This is a genomic window from Candidatus Pelagibacter sp. PS_41, from assembly GCF_059417725.1.
In genome coordinates this window covers 1,216,621-1,234,285 of the sequence record NZ_CM182062.1, presented here as the reverse complement: position 1 = coordinate 1,234,285, position 17,665 = coordinate 1,216,621, and the positions used below count along the sequence as shown (strand labels likewise).

The following is a 17,665-nucleotide window of genomic DNA, read 5'->3' as shown; positions in this document are numbered from 1 at the left end:
AAAATTTGTAGGAATAAAGTTAGTTAGAAGCAAAATAATCTTTTTGCAATAAATAATTTTGTAAAAGCAAAAATGAATAAAATTTATATTTGCAATAAATAATTTAGTAAAAATAAAAATAAATAAAATCTACAGGTGATTCATTTCTAGCGGGAATATTCTTTCTAATGCTGATGTAATTACAACCAAGAAGTGGTCTGTTTTCAATTTTAAAAATTATTTTGCCACAGTGCTGTTTGATTGAACAATTAAGTTTTACAAATTTAAAATCTATGAGTGTGTGATTTATAAATTATATTTCGTATTATTTTACTAAATCTATATATGGTTAATCTAAAAATAAGATTTCTTATATGATGTGAGTATTATTAGTTGAAATTTAAAATCGCTGTATATATTTGATTATAAAGCTGAAATTTTCTTAGTTGTTCTTGAAATGTTTCTTGAGGCATTTGCTTTCTTTATAATTCCAGTTTTTGCAACTTTCATTAATTCAGAGTTCAACTTTGGCAAGAATTTTAAAGCTTCATCTTTTTTCTTTTCAATTAGAAGTAAACTCATTTTCTTTATAGCATTTCTGTATTTGCTTTTACGAGCCTTATTCACCAATGTTTGTTTAGCAATTCTTCTAATTGTTTTAATTGCTGATTTTGTGTTTGCCATAAGCGCAGTGGTATAGCTTGAGAATTTATACTGGTCAATAGAATAATTGCTTATTTTTGGCAAATATTGCAGAAGAAAGTTGATCTATTCGATATAAATATTTTCTTAATTTTACCATGACAATTTTTTCTTGAGCAGCCCTGGTTCTCTCTTTGATATACTTTAAACTCTTTTTGAAAACTGCCATTTTTTCCTTCTGTATTTTTAAAATCTCGAATACTTGATCCACCTTTTTCAATAGCTTTTTTAAGTACACTTTTTGAATAATAAATGATTTTTTTACAATCATTTTTCGATAATTTCATCGCATATGTCTTGGGATTTATTTTACATAAAAATAAAATTTCGCTTGCATAAATGTTACCTATGCCAGAAACAAATTTTTGATCCAATAGAAAACTTTTTATATCTTTTTTTTTATTTATAAAAAAATTTAGAAGGTATTTTAAATTAAAACTTAAAAAAAAAGGTTCTGGACCCAAATGATTAAATCTTTTTTTTAATTCTTTGGGATTATCAATAAACCTAAAAAATCCAAATCTTCTTGGGTCATTATAAATAACACTCATATCATTAAACTGGATTTCAACATGATTGTGTTTCTTTGGCAATTCTGGTGAATTATAGAAACTAGTATTGGTAAATTTATTTATAATATGTTTATTAATTAGATGAATGGTTCCTGACATACCTAAGTGAATTAAACAAAAAGAATTATCATTAAAATTAAGAATTAGATATTTTGAAAACCTAGTAACTTTTTTAATCTTTTTTTGTTCTAATAATTTTTCAAATTTTAATGGAATTTTAAACCTTAAATTTCTGTTTTTAATTATTACTTTTTTTATTCTTTTTTGTTCTATTTTTTTTGATAATGATTGTTTGACTATTTCTACTTCTGGTAATTCTGGCATTTGATACTATATTATCAGTAAATAATAAATTTTATATGCAACAATATCTCCAAAATAAAAAAGGATTGGTTCAAAATGTATTTGACAATGTTTATGACAAATATGATTTAATGAATGATTTTATGTCATTGGGCATTCATCGGATATGGAAAAGAAATTTGATGAGCTGGATGAACCCATCAAAAGATAAAATTCTAGTTGATGTTGCTTGTGGGACTGGAGACTTAGGTAAACTTTTTTTAAATCTAACTGATGAAAATTGTAAAATTTATTGTGTGGATCCCAATTCTGGAATGATAAGCAAAGGTAAAGAAAAATTAAAAACTTATAAAAATATTGATTGGTTGATTGCTCCTGCAGAAAAGCTTCCAATTAAAGATAGCTCCTGTGATTATTATACAATCAGTTTTGGACTTAGAAATACAAAAAATCTTAATAAAACACTTGCAGAAGCACATCGAGTATTAAAACCTGGTGGGCGCTTCTTGTGTTTAGAATTTTCAAAAATTCAAAATTCTAATTTAGATTTTATTTATAAGAATTATTCAAAACTAATTCCTTTAGTTGGTAGGGCTGTTATTGGCAAAAAAGAACCTTATGAATACCTGGTTAAAAGTATTGAAGAATTTATTAATCAAGAAGAGCTAATTGATCTAATGAAAAAAAATAATTTCATAAATTGTAGTTACAGAAATTTATCAGGTGGTATTGTTGCGATTCATTCTGGTTGGAAGGTATAATGATTAAAAAATTATTTACTCTTTACAAATTAGGAAGAAAATTAGCTAAATCAGATGTTTTGAATATAGTTTCAAAATTCAAAAAACCACCACTAGCAATTACAATTTTATTTCAAATATTGTCTTTCTCTTTTTCTAGTTCTGGAAAAAATAACTTAAATGAAAATGAAGGAGAAAAATTATCTAAATCTCTTCAATCAATGGGAACTACTTTTATTAAACTTGGACAATTTTTAGTTACTAGACCTGATATTATCGGAGAAGAACTAGCAAAGCAATTAGAAGGCTTGCAAGATAGATTGCCTCCATTTTCTTTAACAGAAGCAAAAGCAATAATTAAGAAAGACTTAGGAGATGAAACATTTAACTCAATAATTGACTTGAGTGAACCTGTTGCTGCTGCATCGATTGCACAAGTACATAAAGCTAAAATTGATGACAATGGAACTATAAAAGATGTAGCTATCAAAATTTTAAGACCAGATATTAAAAAAACTTTTAATGAAGAAATAGATGCATTAATGCTTTTTGCTTTCCTTATTGAGTCCTTCATCAAAAAAACAAAAAGACTTAAGTTGATGGAAGTTGTATTTTTACTTAAAGAGATAACAAATCTAGAAATGGATTTGAGGTTTGAAGCAGCGGCAGCAAATGAATATGCTGAAAATACAAAGAATGATGCAGGTTTTAGAGTACCAATAATTTATTGGAATTTCACAAGTGAAAATGTGATGACACTTGATTGGGTCGATGGTGTTTCAATTCGTGAAACGGAAGACTTACAAAAAAGAAATATTGATACCAAGCAAATCGCATCAGATATAATTCAGCATTTTTTAAGACATGCTGTTAGAGATGGTTTCTTCCATGCAGATATGCATCAAGGCAATATATTCATTGATAATAATGGTCAAATTGTTCCTATTGATTTTGGTATTATGGGAAGATTAGACAATCTAAGTAAAAGATTTTTGGCAGAAATTCTCTTTGGTTTTATTCAGCGAGATTATAAAAAAGTAGCTGAAGTGCATTTAGTTGCCGGCCTCGTTCCAAAAGATGTACCAGTTAATGATTTGGCTCAAGCTTTGAGATCAATTGGTGAGCCCATTTTTGGTCAATCTGTCAAAGATATTTCAGGGGGAAAATTATTAAAACAACTTTTTGATGTTACTGAAAAATTTAATATGCAAACACAACCTCAATTACTAATGCTGCAGAAAACAATGGTGGTTGTTGAGGGTGTTGCAAGAAAACTTAATCCAGATACTAATATATGGGATACATCAAAACCAGTTTTAGAAAGTTGGTTAAGAGAAACAAAAGATCCAATAAATACATTGAATGAAGGTTTAAAAAGCACCACTGAAGTAATTAAAAGATTGCCTGATTTTCCAGAAATAATGGATAAAGCAAATCAAGCTTTGACATTTTTAGCAAGTGGTCAAATACCTCAAAATTCTAACTCCTTTACAGCTTTAAATGAAAAAAAATCAGAAATGATAGCGTTTAGAAATCAATCTATTATTGGTTTATTACTGCTTGTAATTTTTGGTCTAGTAGTATTTTAATTCTTCAATGAAAAATTTAACAGGTAAAAAAATACTATTAATAATATGTGGGGGTATATCAGCCTATAAAAGTTTAGAACTGATTAGATTGTTTAAAAAACAAGGTTCAGAAATTAAAACAATCCTTACCAAAAGTGCTAAAGAGTTTGTAACTCCTTTATCAGTAGCCTCACTTACTCAAGAAAAGGTTTATGACGACCTATTTAATGCTGAAAATGAAGCTGAAATGGACCATATATCATTGTCTAGATGGGCAGATTTAATTCTAGTGGCTCCCGCAACAGCGAATACTATATCAAAATTAAGTGTAGGATCTTCAGATGATCTAGCTTCAACTGTAATTCTAGCATCTGATAAAGATATTTTTCTAGTTCCTGCTATGAATGTTAGAATGTGGGAACATCCATCTACTAGAGAAAATTTAAATAAATTAAGGTCCTTTGGTTATAAAGTAATTGGTCCTGAAATTGGTGATATGGCTTGTGGTGAGTTTGGAGAAGGTAAAATGACTGAGCCAAAAAGTATTATTGAAGAAATTAATATTTATTTTAACTCCATAACAAATAATAATAAATTTAAGGCCTTGATAACTGCTGGACCAACAAATGAATATATCGATCCTGTTAGATTTATTACTAATAAATCTTCGGGCAAACAGGGCTATGCTTTAGCTAATGCATTTGCAAAAAAAGGTTTTCAGACAACACTTATTTCTGGACCAACCAACCTTCCTATTGGAGAAAATATAAATTTGATAAAAGTAGAAACAGCACAAGAAATGTTGCAAGCTACAAAAAAAAACTTACCTGCTGATGTCGCTATCTTTTCAGCAGCAGTTGCTGACTTTAAAGTGAGTGAAATAAAAAGTGAAAAAATAAAAAAAAATGAAAATTTAAATTTAGAACTTGAAAAAAACATTGATATTCTAAACTATGTTTCAAAACACAATTCCTTAAGACCAAAACTAGTTATTGGTTTTGCAGCAGAAACAAATGAAATTGAAAAAAATGCAAAAAAAAAATTAGTTGAAAAAAATTGTGATTGGGTAGTTGCAAATGATGTGTCGAATAAATCTATTGGATTTGACTCTGATTTTAATGAAGTTTCGATTTTTTACAAAGATGATGAAATCAAAGACGAAAGACTTAGCTTAAAACAAAAGTCTGCTATTTCTGAAGAAATAGTTGATAGAGTTATTCAGCAATTAAATTAAAACTCAGTGGCAAAAGTATTTATTAAAAAACTAAATCCTGAAGTAGAATTACCATCATATAAAACCTCTGGTGCATCGGGTATGGACCTCATGGCATTTATAAAGGAGCCAATTAAAATTCCTCCTAATACCTCTTATTTGGTCCCAACAGGACTTTCTATGGCATTTTCAAAGGATTATGAGGTGCAGATACGTCCACGTTCAGGTCTCGCCGCAAAGAACAACATAACTGTTTTAAACACACCTGGAACTATCGATAGCGATTATAGAGGGGAAATTAAGGTTATTCTTTTTAATCACAGTAAAGAAGATTTTTTGATTAATAATAAAGATAGGATTGCACAAATGATCTTAACACCTGTTGTTAAAATGGAATTAGAAGAAGCAGATAATTTACCCGATTCAATTCGTGGCGAAGGTGGGTTTGGCTCAACAGGAAAATGAGCAACCCATTAAATAAACATTCTATTGAACGATATTCTAGACAAATTGTTCTTAAAGATATTGGTGCTCTAGGACAAAAAAAAATTTTAAACGCAAAGGTATTAATTGTTGGAGCTGGAGGGCTTGGATGTCCTGTTGCTGAATTTTTATCTAGAGCTGGTGTTGGGACAATTGGAATTATAGATCATGATAAAATTTCACTCTCTAATTTACACAGACAAAGCCTTTATAACACAAATGATATTGGTAAATTTAAAGTTCAAATAGCAAAAGATAAAATAAAGAAAATAAATCCAAATACAAAAATAAAAACTTATAAAATGAGATTAAATAAAAAAAATTTCATAAAAATTATTAAAGATTATAATTATATTGTTGATGGTTCTGATAATTTTTCAACAAAATTTTTATTAAATGATTTTTGCTTAAGATTTAAAAAAACTCTTATCACTGGTGCAATTAGCAAATTTGATGGACATGTATTTACTTTTGATTTTAAAAATAAAAAAATTCCTTGTTTAAGATGTTTTTTTCAAGAAGACCAAATTTCAGATGATTTATTAAACTGTGAGGCAGAAGGTGTACTTGGTACTGTTGCTGGTATAGTTGGAACTATCCAAGCTAACGAAGTTTTAAAAAAAGTTTTAAATATTGGGCAAAACCTTGATGGTCATATTTTAATCATGGACTTACTTAATCTAAACTTTAGAAAAGTTAAATTAAAAAAAAGAAAATTTTGTTTTTGTAAATGAAAAAAAAAATAATTATTTTATTTTTATGTTTATTAATTACAAATATTCAGTCTTTAAATGCTGAAGAAAAATTCCTCTCTTTAAAGAAGAATAAAGTAAATGTCAGATATGGACCTAGCTTCGAGTCTGAAATTAAATACATTTATGAGAAAATAAATCTACCTGTAAAACAGATTGACCAAAAAGAAAACTTTAGAAGAATAGTTGATCTAAAAAATAATAGTGGATGGATTCATGTTTCTCAAATTAAAAAATCTAATTCAATCATTATCATGGAAGACAAAATTTTATTTAAAAAAGCATCATATTTTTCTAAACCTATCGCTCGTTTAGAAAAAGGAAGATTACTTATTATCAAAAAATGTGAAAATACTTGGTGTAATATAAAAACTGGTGATTATTCAGGATGGGTTAATAACCAGAATGTATGGGGATCTATTAATTAAACGGATCCTCTAATAAACAAGCAACTATGTGAATTCTAGCTTGTTCACCCCCATTAAAAAAATTATGATATTTCGTATTATTTGTAATGGTAACATTTCCATCTGCGGGCAGATGTTTAGCTACATTTTCGATAACCATTGAGCATCCTAAGTTTGTGATAATCGGTATATGAAGTCTTGGCTCAGGATCTTTATGCCAGCTTAATGTTGATCTTGGCTCTTTTAATAGCAATCTCACTCTACCCAGTTTAAATCTTTTGCTTAAGGTGTCATAGACTTCTTTAAAATATGTATTTTCAAATTCAGGAACTAGTTGTGTGTATTTCGATTCATCTATTTCAATATCTCGAGAAACTTCTTTTCCTGTTTCGTCAGCAATCGTCCAATATTTGCCTCTTAAATTATGTCCATCAATAGAACTACTATCATTAGGAATTTGATTTATTGGAATGGCGCCAAAATGAGCAACTCCTAAAGAATTAAAATTTCTTTTTTTTAAGACTATCTCTAAATCAGATCTTAACCTTGATATATCAAAGTTAAGATCTGGTACCGTATAAAAGTCTTTAAATTGAACGCTATTCATTAATGATGACTAATGAGCTTTCTTTAGTTCTTGTCTGTCAGCATTCATTACTTTAGTCCATGCATTAACAAAGTCTCTAACAAACTTTTCTTTATTATCATCTTGCGCATAAACTTCTGCGTAAGATCTTAATATAGAGTTAGAGCCAAAAACTAAATCTACTCTTGTAGCTGTAAACTTAGTTACATCAGTTGCACGATCTATTATTTCATAAAGGTCTTTGCTTGCAGGTTTCCACTTAAACTTCATATCAGTTAAGTTTACGAAGAAATCATTGGTAAGAGCTCCTGGATTATCAGTAAACACACCGTGTTTAGTTCCACCATGGTTGGTATCTAAAACTCTCATTCCACCAACTAGAACTGTCATTTCTTTAGCTGATAGACCCATTAAAGAACTTCTATCAAGCATCATCTCTTCAGTTGTAACTAAATATTCTTCTTTAGCCCAATTTCTAAAAGCATCATGAACTGGTTCTAAAACTTTAAAAGAATCAACATCCGTTTGCTCTTGAGTTGCATCACCTCTACCGACAACAAATGGAACTTTGACATTTAGTCCAGCTTTTTTTATAGATTGTTCTAATCCAACATTTCCAGCCAAGATTATAATATCGGCAACACTTGCACCTGTTTCTTGTGCAACTTTCTCAAGTTTACCAAGAACATTATTTAATCTTTTAGGCTCATTGCCTGCCCAATCCTTTTGTGGTGCCAATCTTAATCTAGCTCCATTCGCTCCACCCCTGTGATCGGTTCTTCTATAAGTTCTTGCACTGTCCCATGCTGTAGCAATCATTTCAGAACTACTTAAACCAGTAGCTTCGATTAATTTTTTTGCTTTTTCAACATCAAAATCTTTTCCTGCAGGGACTGGATCTTGCCAAATTAAATCTTCTTTTGGAACATCAGGACCAACATAATATTTTTTAGGACCTAAATCTCTATGAGTTAATTTAAACCAAGCTTTTGCAAATGTTTCTTCAAGATATTTAGGGTCTTTATGAAAACGTTCTGCAATTTCTCTATAAATAGGATCCATTTTCATAGCCATATCAGCATCTGTCATTATTGGATTTCTTTTTACAGATGGATCAGCTAAGTCTACTGGCTTATCTTCATCTTTCATATTAATTGGTTCCCACTGGTTTGCTCCAGCTGGACTTTTCTTTAATTCCCAATCGTAGTTTAATAAAAGATTTAGATAACTATGATCCCATTTGTTTGGATGAGTTGTCCAAGCACCTTCAATACCACTAGTAACCTGGTTAACACCTAGACCGCCACCACCTTTTCTATTCCAGCCAAAGCCTTGTTCATGTACATCTGCAGCTTCAGGTTCTGGACCTAATAATGAAGCATCTCCATTACCATGAGCTCTTCCAACTGAGTGACCTCCTACTGTTAAAGCACAAGTTTCTTCATCATTCATTGCCATTCGGCCAAATGTTTCTCTAACATCATAAGCAGTTTTTAATGGATCTGGTTTTCCACCCACACCTTCTGGGTTAACATAGATCAGCCCCATCACAACCGCTGCTAAAGGATTTTTAAGTGAAGTTCTGTCATCGTTATTGTCGTATCTTTTATTTTCTAACCATTCTTTTTCAGAACCCCAATAAACATCTTTCTCTGGGTGCCATATATCTTCTCTTCCAAAAGAGAAACCATACATTTTAAGACCCATTGACTCATATGCCATATTTCCAGCTAAAATCATCAAGTCTGCCCAGCTAATTTTATTTCCATATTTTTTTTTAATAGGCCATATTAATCTTCTAGCCTTATCTAAGTTGGTATTATCTGGCCAAGAGTTTAGTGGTGCAAATCTATGGTTTCCTGTTCCACTTCCACCTCTACCATCTGCAATTCTGTAAGTTCCAGCTGAGTGCCAAGCCATTCTGATAAATAGTCCACCATAGTGTCCAAGGTCTGCTGGCCACCAGTCTTGACTGTCTGTCATAAGTTTTAATAGATCTTTTTTTACTGCTTTAAAATCTAATTTTTTGACTTCTTCTTTGTAGTCAAACTTTTCATCCATTGGATTGGTTTTAGTGTCATGCTGATGTAAAATATCTAAATTTAAATTTTTTGGCCACCATTCAGCTGTTGGTGTCTGACTTGATTTTGTCATTCCACCGTGCATTACGGGGCAACCTGAACCATTTTTGCTAGTTTTACTAATCTCTGAACTCATTTGACCTCTTTTGTTGTTAGTTTAAGTTTTATTACGCTTGTTAAAAATTCTTTATTCAATCTATATAACTATTTTAATTTTTGTGTCAAGTAGTTTAGAATAATTATAAAGTAATTTATTCACTTTCAACATTGATTATGACATCAATATTTTTAATTTTTTTTCCTGTTGGTGGATTTGGTATATCTTTCAAATCAACCTGGTTAATATCAATCAATTCTTTATTTTTAATATCAAAAAAATGGGAATGGGTACCTGTGTTAGTATCAAAATAGCTTTTATCAGTTGCTATAACAATTTCTTTTAAATAACCATTTTTTTTAAAAGCATGCACTGTATTGTAAACTGTTGCTAGAGAAATTTTTTCATCTAATTTTTCTTCAATTATTTTACTAAGGTCATTAATTGTAAAATGAAAAGTTTCCTTTGGTGAAAATAAAGCCTCACATATTTTTAATCTTTGTCTAGTTGGTCTTAAACCAGATTCTCTTAACTTTTCTTTATATATATTTAAATTGTTCATTATTGTTTATAATTGTTCTAAACTATTACTATATTATAATCTCTTTAAATCAAGTATTAAGGAGTTTATTTTTTATGAAAAAAAATTCATACACATATAATGAACTAATTAATTGTGGAAATGGAGAGCTTTTTGGCCCCGGTAATGCAAAATTACCTCTTCCGCCAATGCTCATGTTTGATAGAATAACTGAAATCAGCAATAATAGTGGTACTTTTAAAAAAGGATCTTTAAAGGCTGAATTAGATATCAAAGATGATCTTTGGTTCTTTGAGTGTCATTTTAAAGAAGACCCTGTTATGCCAGGTTGTCTTGGCTTAGATGCTATGTGGCAACTAGTTGGTTTTTATCTTGGGTGGCTTGGCAACCCAGGTAAAGGGAGAGCTTTAGGAGTGAGTGCAGTAAAATTCACTGGTGAAGTTTTAAAAAATGTTAAAAATGTAAGATATGAAATTGATATGAAAAAAATTATGGCTCCAGGTGGAACAACAGTTGGTCTTGCAAATGGCTTAGTATTTGCAGATGACAAAAAAATATATTCAGCAGAAAGCTTGAAAGTAGGATTATTTAAATAATGAGAAGAGTAGTTATCACAGGTTTAGGAATTGTATCTTGTTTGGGAAACAATCAAGAAGAGGTTCATCAGTCACTATTAAAGTCTAAATCAGGAATTTCATATGCTGAGGAATATAAAGAGCATAATCTTAAAAGCCATGTTCATGGTAAACCAAATATAAAACTTGAGGATCATATTGATAGAAAAACAATTAGATTCATGGGTTCAGGGTCAGCCTATAATTATATTGCAATGAAAGAGGCGATTGAAGACTCTGGATTAGAAGAAAGTGAAGTTAGTAATTTTAAAACTGGTATTGTTATGGGTTCAGGAGGACCTTCAATTGAAAATGTAATTTTAGCAGCAGATAAAACTAGAGCCAAAACTCCAAAATTAATGGGTCCTTTCATTGTTCCAAGAACAATGGCAAGTACAGCTTCAGCTACTTTAGCAGTGCCATTTAAAATTAAAGGAACCAACTACACAATGAGCTCTGCATGTGCTACTAGCGGACACTGCATTGGAAATTCAATGGAATTAATCCAAATGGGCAAACAAGATGTTGTTTTTGCAGGTGGAAGTGAAGAAGTTCACTGGGCAATGACAGCAATGTTTGATGCAATGACAGCGTTATCTTCAAAATACAACGATACACCTGAGACTGCATCAAGAGCTTATGATAAAACTAGAGACGGTTTCGTAATTGCAGGTGGTGGTGGAGTTTTAGTTCTTGAAGAATACGAACATGCTAAAGCAAGAGGAGCTAAAATATACGCAGAATTAACTGGTTATGGAGCAACATCAGACGGATATGATATGGTAGCCCCATCAGGAGAAGGAGCAATCAGATGTATGCAAATGGCTATGGCAACTGCTAAAAATAAAATTGATTACATAAATACCCATGGAACATCAACACCAGTTGGCGATATTACAGAATTAAATGCTGTTAAAGGAGTTTTTGGAGGTACAATTCCAAAAATTAGTTCAACTAAATCTTTATCGGGTCACCCTTTAGGAGCTGCATCAGTGCATGAAGCTATCTATTGTTTAATTATGATGAAAAATAATTTCATTGCTGGTTCTGCAAATATTGGTGAAATGGATGAAGAGGCTAAAAAGTTTCCAATAGTTGCTAAAACAGAAACTGTAGCAACTTTAAATACTGTTATGTCTAATAGTTTTGGTTTTGGTGGAACCAATGCTGCTTTAATTTTTGAGAAAATATAATCATGAGTTTGATGAAGGGTAAAAAGGGATTAATCATGGGCGTTGCCAATGAAAGATCAATTGCTTGGGGCATTTCACAAAAGCTTGCTGAAGCTGGAGCTGAACTTGCATTTACTTATTTGGGTGATGCATTAAAGAAAAGAGTAATTCCTTTAGCTGAAAAATTAAATTCAAAAACAACATTCAGTTGTGACGTTGAAAACAAAGAAGAAGTTATAAAATTATTTGAAGATATTAAATCAGAGTGGGGTCAAATTGATTTTGTTGTCCACGCAGTAGCATTCTCAGATAAATCAGAATTATCAGGTGAATATTTAAATACATCAAGAGAGAATTTTTTAAGAAGCATGTTGATTTCATGTTTTTCATTTACTGAAGTTGCAAAAGAAGCTTCAAAAATAATGAAAGAAGGTGGCAGTATGTTAACTCTAACGTACGAATCTACTAAAGCTATTCCAAATTATAATGTAATGGGTGTTTGTAAATCAGCGTTAGAGGCAAGTGTTAAATATCTTGCAAGAGACCTAGGTGCTAAAGGCATGAGAGTGAATGCTATAAGTGCTGGACCGATTAAAACATTGGCAGCTTCTGCAATAGGAGATGCAAAATTCCTATATAAATGGAATGAAGATCATTCTTTCCTTAAAAGAAACGTAGATATCCATGATGTTGGAAATTCAGCATTATATCTATTAAGCGACCTTGCAAACGGTGTAACGGGTGAAATTCACTACGTAGATGCCGGATATAATAAAGTTGGAATGCCAGATCCTAAGAATATTACTTAAAATATAGTTAAATTTAGTTAAAAATATTAGGGGCGTTCTGTTGCCAGGTGCCCCATAAAAAAACCCCAGAACTTTCATTCCAGGGTTTTAGAAATTTAATTTAAAGTATTATTCAGCTGCTTGTTTCATAGAAAGTTTAACTTTACCTCTATCGAAACCAATCACTTTAACTTTTACTTCGTCGCCTTCTTTAACAACATCAGTAACTTTTTCTACTCTTTTAGGAGCAAGTTCTGAGATATGAACAAGGCCATCTTGTTTACCTAAAAAGTTAACAAATGCCCCAAACTCCATAATCTTCATTACTTTACCTGAGTAAATTTTATTAAGTTCAGCTTTTGCGGTGATGTCTTTAATCATTTGCATAGCAATGTTTCTAGACTCTTCATCTGGAGCAGCAACAGTTACAACTCCTTCGTCATTCACATCAACTTTTGCACCTGATTTTTCAACAATCTCTCTGATTGTTGCACCACCTTTTCCAATAACAGCTGCGATATCTTTTTTATCAACAGTTACTTGTTCCATTTTTGGAGTGTGTTGCCCAACATCAGCTCTTGATTCACTTAAAGCCTTATTCATTTCACCTAAGATATGAATTCTTCCATCTTTCGCCTGCTTTAAAGCCTGCTCCATTATTTCAAAAGTAATACCAGTAATTTTGATATCCATTTGAAGTGAAGTAATTCCATCTTTAGTTCCAGCAACTTTAAAGTCCATATCTCCCAAATGATCTTCATCACCTAAAATATCTGATAGGACACTAAAATCATCACCTTCTTTAATTAATCCCATTGCAATTCCTGCAACTGGTTCTTTAATTGGAACACCTGCATCCATTAATGCAAGAGAGGTACCACAAACAGTTGCCATTGAAGAAGAACCATTAGATTCAGTTATCTCTGACACTACTCTAAAAGTGTAAGGAAATGCTTCTTTTGGAGGAAGTGAAGAGTTGATTGCTCTCCATGCTAACTTTCCGTGACCAACTTCACGTCTTCCTGTTCCAATTCTTCCAGTTTCACCAACTGAAAAAGGAGGGAAGTTATAATGAAGCATAAATCTTTCTCTAGATTGACCATCTAGACTTTCTATTCTTTGTTCATCATCAGAAGTACCTAAAGTAGTAACTACAATTGCTTGCGTTTCACCTCTAGTAAATAATGCTGAACCATGAGTTCTTGGTAAAACACCAACTTCACACTCAATAGCTCTTACATCAGCTAAACCTCTACCATCAATTCTTTTTTTGTTCTTAAGAATATCAGTTCTAACAATTTTCTTTTCAAGATTTTTTAATTCATCGTTAACATTAAAATCAGAATAATTTTCATTATCTGCAAAAAGCTGCTTAGCTTTTTCAGAAATTTCTGAAATTTGATTTGATCTATCTTGCTTATCTCTAGTAGCAAAAGCTTTCGTTAAATCTGCTGTAAAAGTTTCCTCAAGTTTTTGTTTAACTTCGGATAAATCTTTTTTCTCAACAGTCCACTCTGGTTTTCTGCATTCTTTTGCAAGTTCCTCTATCATTTTGATTACTGGAACAAATCCTTCATGACCAAATTTGACTGCAGCTAACATTATTTCTTCTGATAAACCTTTTGTTTCAGACTCAACCATAAGCACAGCATCTTTAGTACCAGCTACTACTAAATCTAAAGTAGAGTTTTCTAATTCAGCTTTTGATGGGTTAAGAATGTACTTACCATCTACATACCCAACTCTTGAAGCTCCTACAGGTCCCATAAATGGCATTCCTGAAATAGCTAATGCTGCTGATGAAGCAGTGATTGCAAGGATGTCTGGTTGGTTTTCTTTATCATATGAAATTACCGTTGGTAACAACTGAACTTCATTTTTAAATTCGCTAGGGAATAAAGGCCTGATCGGTCTATCAATTAATCTTGATATTAATTGTTCGCTTTCAGTTGGTCTTGCTTCTCTCTTAAAAAATCCACCTGGAATTTTACCACCAGCATAATATTTTTCTTGATAATTTACAGATAGAGGAAAATAATCCATATCTGGATTTACTTTTTTTGCTCCTACTACTGTTGCTAAAATAACTGTTTCACCACATGAAGCAATGATTGCTCCGTCTGCTTGTCTTGCTACTTTACCTGTTTCTAAACTTATTTTCTTACCTGCTACTTCAATTTCCTTCTTATATACTTTGAACATTCAATTTCCGTTTCTTTTTTATTTTCTTAAATTCAGCTTCGTTAATACATTTTTGTAAGAATCAAATTTATTTTTCTTTAAGTATTCTAACAATTTTTTTCTTCTATTTACTGCTCTTAACAATCCAACTGAAGAATGCTTATCCTTCTTAAATTGTTTTATGTGGGCTGAAAGAGTTTCAATTTTCCCTGTTAATAATGCAATTTGTACCTCTGAAGAACCGGTGTCCTTCTCATGCATTTTTAATTCTACTGCTTTTTTCGTCATACTATTTATTTTCCTATTTGTTTGTTTGTTTTATTAAGTTTTCTATTTTTTCTGCGTATTCAAAAGAGTCATCCTTTGCAAAAAGTATTTTTGGTATGTATTTCATAATAACTTTTTGAGATAAAACTTTTCTAATTAAAAAAGAATATTCTCTTAATTTTTTAATAACTTTTTCTGTATCTTTTCCCCCTAGAGGTAAAACATAAGCTTTTGCAATTTTTAGATCTTGACTCATTTTTACTTCTGTAACGGTTACAGTATTAGTTTCTAAATTCGGCACCTTAGCTTCATTTCTTGCAAAAATCATACCTAAAGATTGCTTAATCATCTCTCCAACACGCAATTGTCTCTGTGATACCGGTTTTCCTATTCTGTCAGCCATTATACCGTTCTCTCCGTTGAAGTCGTGCTATAAGCCTCAATTATATCGTTTTTTTGAAAGTCTATAAAGTCTTTAAGAGTAATTCCACATTCCTGACCATTGCTCACCTGTTTCGCCTGATCTTTTTCTCTAAAAATAGTGCTTATTTTACCAGTATAGATAATTGCGCCATCTCTAATTACTCTTGCATTAGCGCCACTTGCGATCTCACCCTCTGTCACTTTAGATCCAGCAACTTTTCCTGTTCCTGATACTTTAAAGATTTCTAAAATTTGAGCTGTACCACTAATTGTTTCTTGAATATCTGGAGCAAGTAAGCCCGACATTCTTGATTTAATATAATCCAAAACTTCATAAATAATATTGTATGAAGAAATTTTTATTTTTTCATTCTCTGCTAATTTTTTTGCTTCCTTACTTGGCTTAACATTAAATGCAATTAAAGCTGCGTTTGATGCTTTTGCTAAAGTCACATCGGTTTCTGTTACCATTCCAATATCTGATAAAATTATTTTAGGTTTAACTTCATCATGAGTAATTTGACTGATGGCATTTTTTATTGCCTCGGAAGATCCATGAACATCAGATTTGATAATAATATTTAATTCAGTTGCAGATTTATCTGTAAATGCTGAGTCTTGTGTTGCAAAAGCTAGAGGGTTACCAGCAGTTTTATTTTCTTCTGCTCTATTAGCACTTAAAGTTTTTGCTTCTTTTTCTGTATCAAAAACAATAAAATCATCACCTGATTTTGCTGCACCATTAATTCCTAAAATCTCCACTGGAGATGATGGTGGTGCTTCATCAATATTTTGACCTTTGTCGTTAATTAATGCCCTAACTTTACCCCACTTCAATCCACTAACAAAAAAATCACCTTTTTTAATTGTGCCTGATGTAACGATTACTGTTGCTACAGCTCCTCGACCTGTATCAATTTTTGACTCTAAAACAATACCAGTTGCTTTAGATTCATAATCTGTTTTTAAATCTAAAATCTCAGCTTGAAGAACTATAGACTCTACTAACTTATCTAAGTTCTTTTTAGTTTTAGCAGAAATCTCAACCATTAGTGTGTCACCAGATAAATCTTCTGCAATTAACTCATACTCTAAAAGTTGATTTTTAATTTTTTGTGGGTCAGCATCTGGTAAATCACATTTATTTATTGCAACAACAATTGGAACTTTAGCGGCTTTTGCGTGTTTAATTGATTCAATTGTTTGTGGTTTAACTCCATCATCTGCTGCAACTACCAATACCACAACATCTGTTAATTTTGATCCTCTGGCTCTCATCTCTGTAAAAGCTGCATGGCCTGGGGTGTCAATAAAAGTTATTTTATTTGATTCATGTTCTATTTGATAAGCCCCAATATGTTGCGTTATCCCTCCAAATTCTCCTGATACAACGTTTGCACTTCTTAAAACATCTAATACAGAAGTTTTACCATGATCAACATGTCCCATCACAGTTACAATCGGAGGTCTATTTTTTAAATTTTCAGATCTAGACTCTTTTATTTTTTGAATAATTTCTTCTGCTTTAGTTTCTCTTATAGGGTTATGGCCAAACTCTTTTACCAAGTACTCTGCCGTATCAGCTGCTAGTGTTTGGTTGATCGTAACAGTTACTCCCATTCCAAATAAAAATTTAATTACATTGCTTGATTGCTCTGCCATTCTATTTGCAAGCTCTCTAACTGTAATTGCCTCTGGAATATTTACATCTCTCTTAACTGGTTTTAAATTTTCTTGGATCTCTTCTTTAGTAAGCTCTCTGTTTTCTTTTAATTTTGCTCTTTTAAGAGAAGCTAAACTTCTTGTTCTAGCTTCAATTTGATCACTTAGTGCTCTTGAAACAGTTAATTTTAATTCTCTTTTTTTCCCCTCTGACTTTCCTTTTTCTCCAGATTCTCCCTTGAGTCTTCTAGTTGCTCTTTGTTCAGCTAATTTACGTTTTTCATAATCATTAGTTATGGGTGAAGATGGTTTAGGTGACAGAGTGTTTCTTGGCACAAAAGATCCTTTAGGACTTGCAGCAGGCGTTGATCTAACACTTGCTGGTCTACTGAAACTACCTTTTGGAGCAAATTTGCTTGGCTTTTTTTCAATTACAACAGAGTTCTTACTCTGAGTTTTTGCTAACTCTATATTTTTTATTGATTTCTTGGCTATGCCAGAAAGTGTTAATTTTGTTTTTTTGTTGTCCATATT

General features: G+C 31.4%; 18 protein-coding genes. 9 read left to right on the top strand and 9 right to left on the bottom strand.

What is annotated here, in order from left to right; all coding sequences use genetic code 11:
* Window positions 1–402 precede the first annotated feature (402 nt).
* A complete protein-coding gene (gene rpsT / locus AC5SL8_RS06735) occupies window positions 403–663 on the bottom strand; it encodes a 30S ribosomal protein S20 (RefSeq protein ID WP_494579889.1) in 261 nt (86 codons plus the stop codon).
* Window positions 664–713: 50 nt separating this feature from the next.
* Window positions 714–1,577, bottom strand: a complete 864-nt coding sequence (gene mutM / locus AC5SL8_RS06730; protein WP_494579887.1) for a bifunctional DNA-formamidopyrimidine glycosylase/DNA-(apurinic or apyrimidinic site) lyase — start codon at window positions 1,575–1,577, stop codon at window positions 714–716.
* A gap of 35 nt (window positions 1,578–1,612) precedes the next feature.
* On the opposite strand from mutM, the gene AC5SL8_RS06725 reads away from it, so the two are divergent.
* The 6 genes from AC5SL8_RS06725 to AC5SL8_RS06700 are packed head-to-tail and all read left to right on the top strand — an operon-like array spanning window position 1,613 to window position 6,740.
* Window positions 1,613–2,317: a class I SAM-dependent methyltransferase gene (locus tag AC5SL8_RS06725; RefSeq protein WP_494579885.1), complete on the top strand. Its 705-nt coding sequence runs from the start codon at window positions 1,613–1,615 to the stop codon at window positions 2,315–2,317.
* Complete coding sequence (gene ubiB / locus AC5SL8_RS06720) at window positions 2,317–3,885, top strand: 2-polyprenylphenol 6-hydroxylase (protein ID WP_494573179.1); 1,569 nt, start codon at window positions 2,317–2,319, stop codon at window positions 3,883–3,885. Before AC5SL8_RS06725 ends, ubiB begins: the two co-directional genes overlap by 1 nt.
* 7 nt (window positions 3,886–3,892) lie before the next feature.
* Window positions 3,893–5,098, top strand: a complete 1,206-nt coding sequence (gene coaBC, locus AC5SL8_RS06715) for a bifunctional phosphopantothenoylcysteine decarboxylase/phosphopantothenate--cysteine ligase CoaBC (RefSeq protein WP_494579884.1) — start codon at window positions 3,893–3,895, stop codon at window positions 5,096–5,098.
* A gap of 6 nt (window positions 5,099–5,104) precedes the next feature.
* A complete protein-coding gene (gene dut, locus AC5SL8_RS06710) occupies window positions 5,105–5,542 on the top strand; it encodes a dUTP diphosphatase (RefSeq protein ID WP_494579882.1) in 438 nt (145 codons plus the stop codon).
* Window positions 5,539–6,294: a HesA/MoeB/ThiF family protein gene (locus AC5SL8_RS06705; protein ID WP_494579881.1), complete on the top strand. Its 756-nt coding sequence runs from the start codon at window positions 5,539–5,541 to the stop codon at window positions 6,292–6,294. Before dut ends, AC5SL8_RS06705 begins: the two co-directional genes overlap by 4 nt.
* Window positions 6,291–6,740, top strand: coding sequence for an SH3 domain-containing protein (locus AC5SL8_RS06700; RefSeq protein WP_494579880.1), 450 nt, complete (start codon window positions 6,291–6,293; stop codon window positions 6,738–6,740). Before AC5SL8_RS06705 ends, AC5SL8_RS06700 begins: the two co-directional genes overlap by 4 nt.
* On the opposite strand, the gene AC5SL8_RS06695 is transcribed toward AC5SL8_RS06700, so the two are convergent.
* From AC5SL8_RS06695 to AC5SL8_RS06685, 3 genes are all read right to left on the bottom strand, one after another.
* Entirely contained in the window at window positions 6,733–7,326 is a 594-nt protein-coding gene (locus AC5SL8_RS06695) for an aspartyl/asparaginyl beta-hydroxylase domain-containing protein (protein WP_494579878.1), read from the bottom strand. The two genes, AC5SL8_RS06700 and AC5SL8_RS06695, sit on opposite strands and share 8 nt — an antisense overlap.
* Window positions 7,327–7,335: 9 nt before the next feature.
* Window positions 7,336–9,522: a catalase/peroxidase HPI gene (katG, locus tag AC5SL8_RS06690; RefSeq protein ID WP_494579877.1), complete on the bottom strand. Its 2,187-nt coding sequence runs from the start codon at window positions 9,520–9,522 to the stop codon at window positions 7,336–7,338.
* Window positions 9,523–9,637: 115 nt separating this feature from the next.
* Window positions 9,638–10,045 (bottom strand): transcriptional repressor, encoded by a 408-nt coding sequence (locus AC5SL8_RS06685; protein WP_271517027.1) that lies wholly within the window; start codon window positions 10,043–10,045, stop codon window positions 9,638–9,640.
* 74 nt (window positions 10,046–10,119) lie between these two features.
* Here AC5SL8_RS06685 and fabA point away from each other — a divergent pair, with 74 nt between their 5' ends.
* Genes fabA through AC5SL8_RS06670 form a run of 3 tightly spaced genes read left to right on the top strand, consistent with a single transcriptional unit; the run spans window position 10,120 to window position 12,619 of the window.
* Window positions 10,120–10,620 carry a bifunctional 3-hydroxydecanoyl-ACP dehydratase/trans-2-decenoyl-ACP isomerase gene (gene fabA / locus AC5SL8_RS06680; protein WP_494579875.1) on the top strand — a complete coding sequence of 167 codons (501 nt, stop codon included), beginning with the start codon at window positions 10,120–10,122 and terminating at the stop codon, window positions 10,618–10,620.
* Window positions 10,620–11,831 (top strand): beta-ketoacyl-ACP synthase I, encoded by a 1,212-nt coding sequence (gene fabB, locus AC5SL8_RS06675; protein WP_494579874.1) that lies wholly within the window; start codon window positions 10,620–10,622, stop codon window positions 11,829–11,831. Before fabA ends, fabB begins: the two co-directional genes overlap by 1 nt.
* 2 nt (window positions 11,832–11,833) lie before the next feature.
* Complete coding sequence (locus AC5SL8_RS06670; protein WP_271517036.1) at window positions 11,834–12,619, top strand: SDR family oxidoreductase; 786 nt, start codon at window positions 11,834–11,836, stop codon at window positions 12,617–12,619.
* Between the two features lie 108 nt (window positions 12,620–12,727).
* Here AC5SL8_RS06670 and pnp read toward each other — a convergent pair whose 3' ends face one another.
* The 4 genes from pnp to infB are packed head-to-tail and all read right to left on the bottom strand — an operon-like array spanning window position 12,728 to window position 17,662.
* Window positions 12,728–14,800 (bottom strand): polyribonucleotide nucleotidyltransferase, encoded by a 2,073-nt coding sequence (gene pnp / locus AC5SL8_RS06665; RefSeq protein ID WP_494579872.1) that lies wholly within the window; start codon window positions 14,798–14,800, stop codon window positions 12,728–12,730.
* An 18-nt stretch (window positions 14,801–14,818) separates the two neighbouring features.
* Window positions 14,819–15,067, bottom strand: coding sequence for a 30S ribosomal protein S15 (gene rpsO / locus AC5SL8_RS06660; RefSeq protein ID WP_494573163.1), 249 nt, complete (start codon window positions 15,065–15,067; stop codon window positions 14,819–14,821).
* Window positions 15,068–15,080: 13 nt separating this feature from the next.
* Window positions 15,081–15,449 (bottom strand): 30S ribosome-binding factor RbfA, encoded by a 369-nt coding sequence (rbfA, locus tag AC5SL8_RS06655; RefSeq protein ID WP_494573162.1) that lies wholly within the window; start codon window positions 15,447–15,449, stop codon window positions 15,081–15,083.
* Entirely contained in the window at window positions 15,449–17,662 is a 2,214-nt protein-coding gene (gene infB, locus AC5SL8_RS06650) for a translation initiation factor IF-2 (RefSeq protein ID WP_494579870.1), read from the bottom strand. The genes rbfA and infB overlap by 1 nt, the downstream gene beginning before the upstream one ends.
* Between the last annotated feature and the right edge of the window lie 3 nt (window positions 17,663–17,665).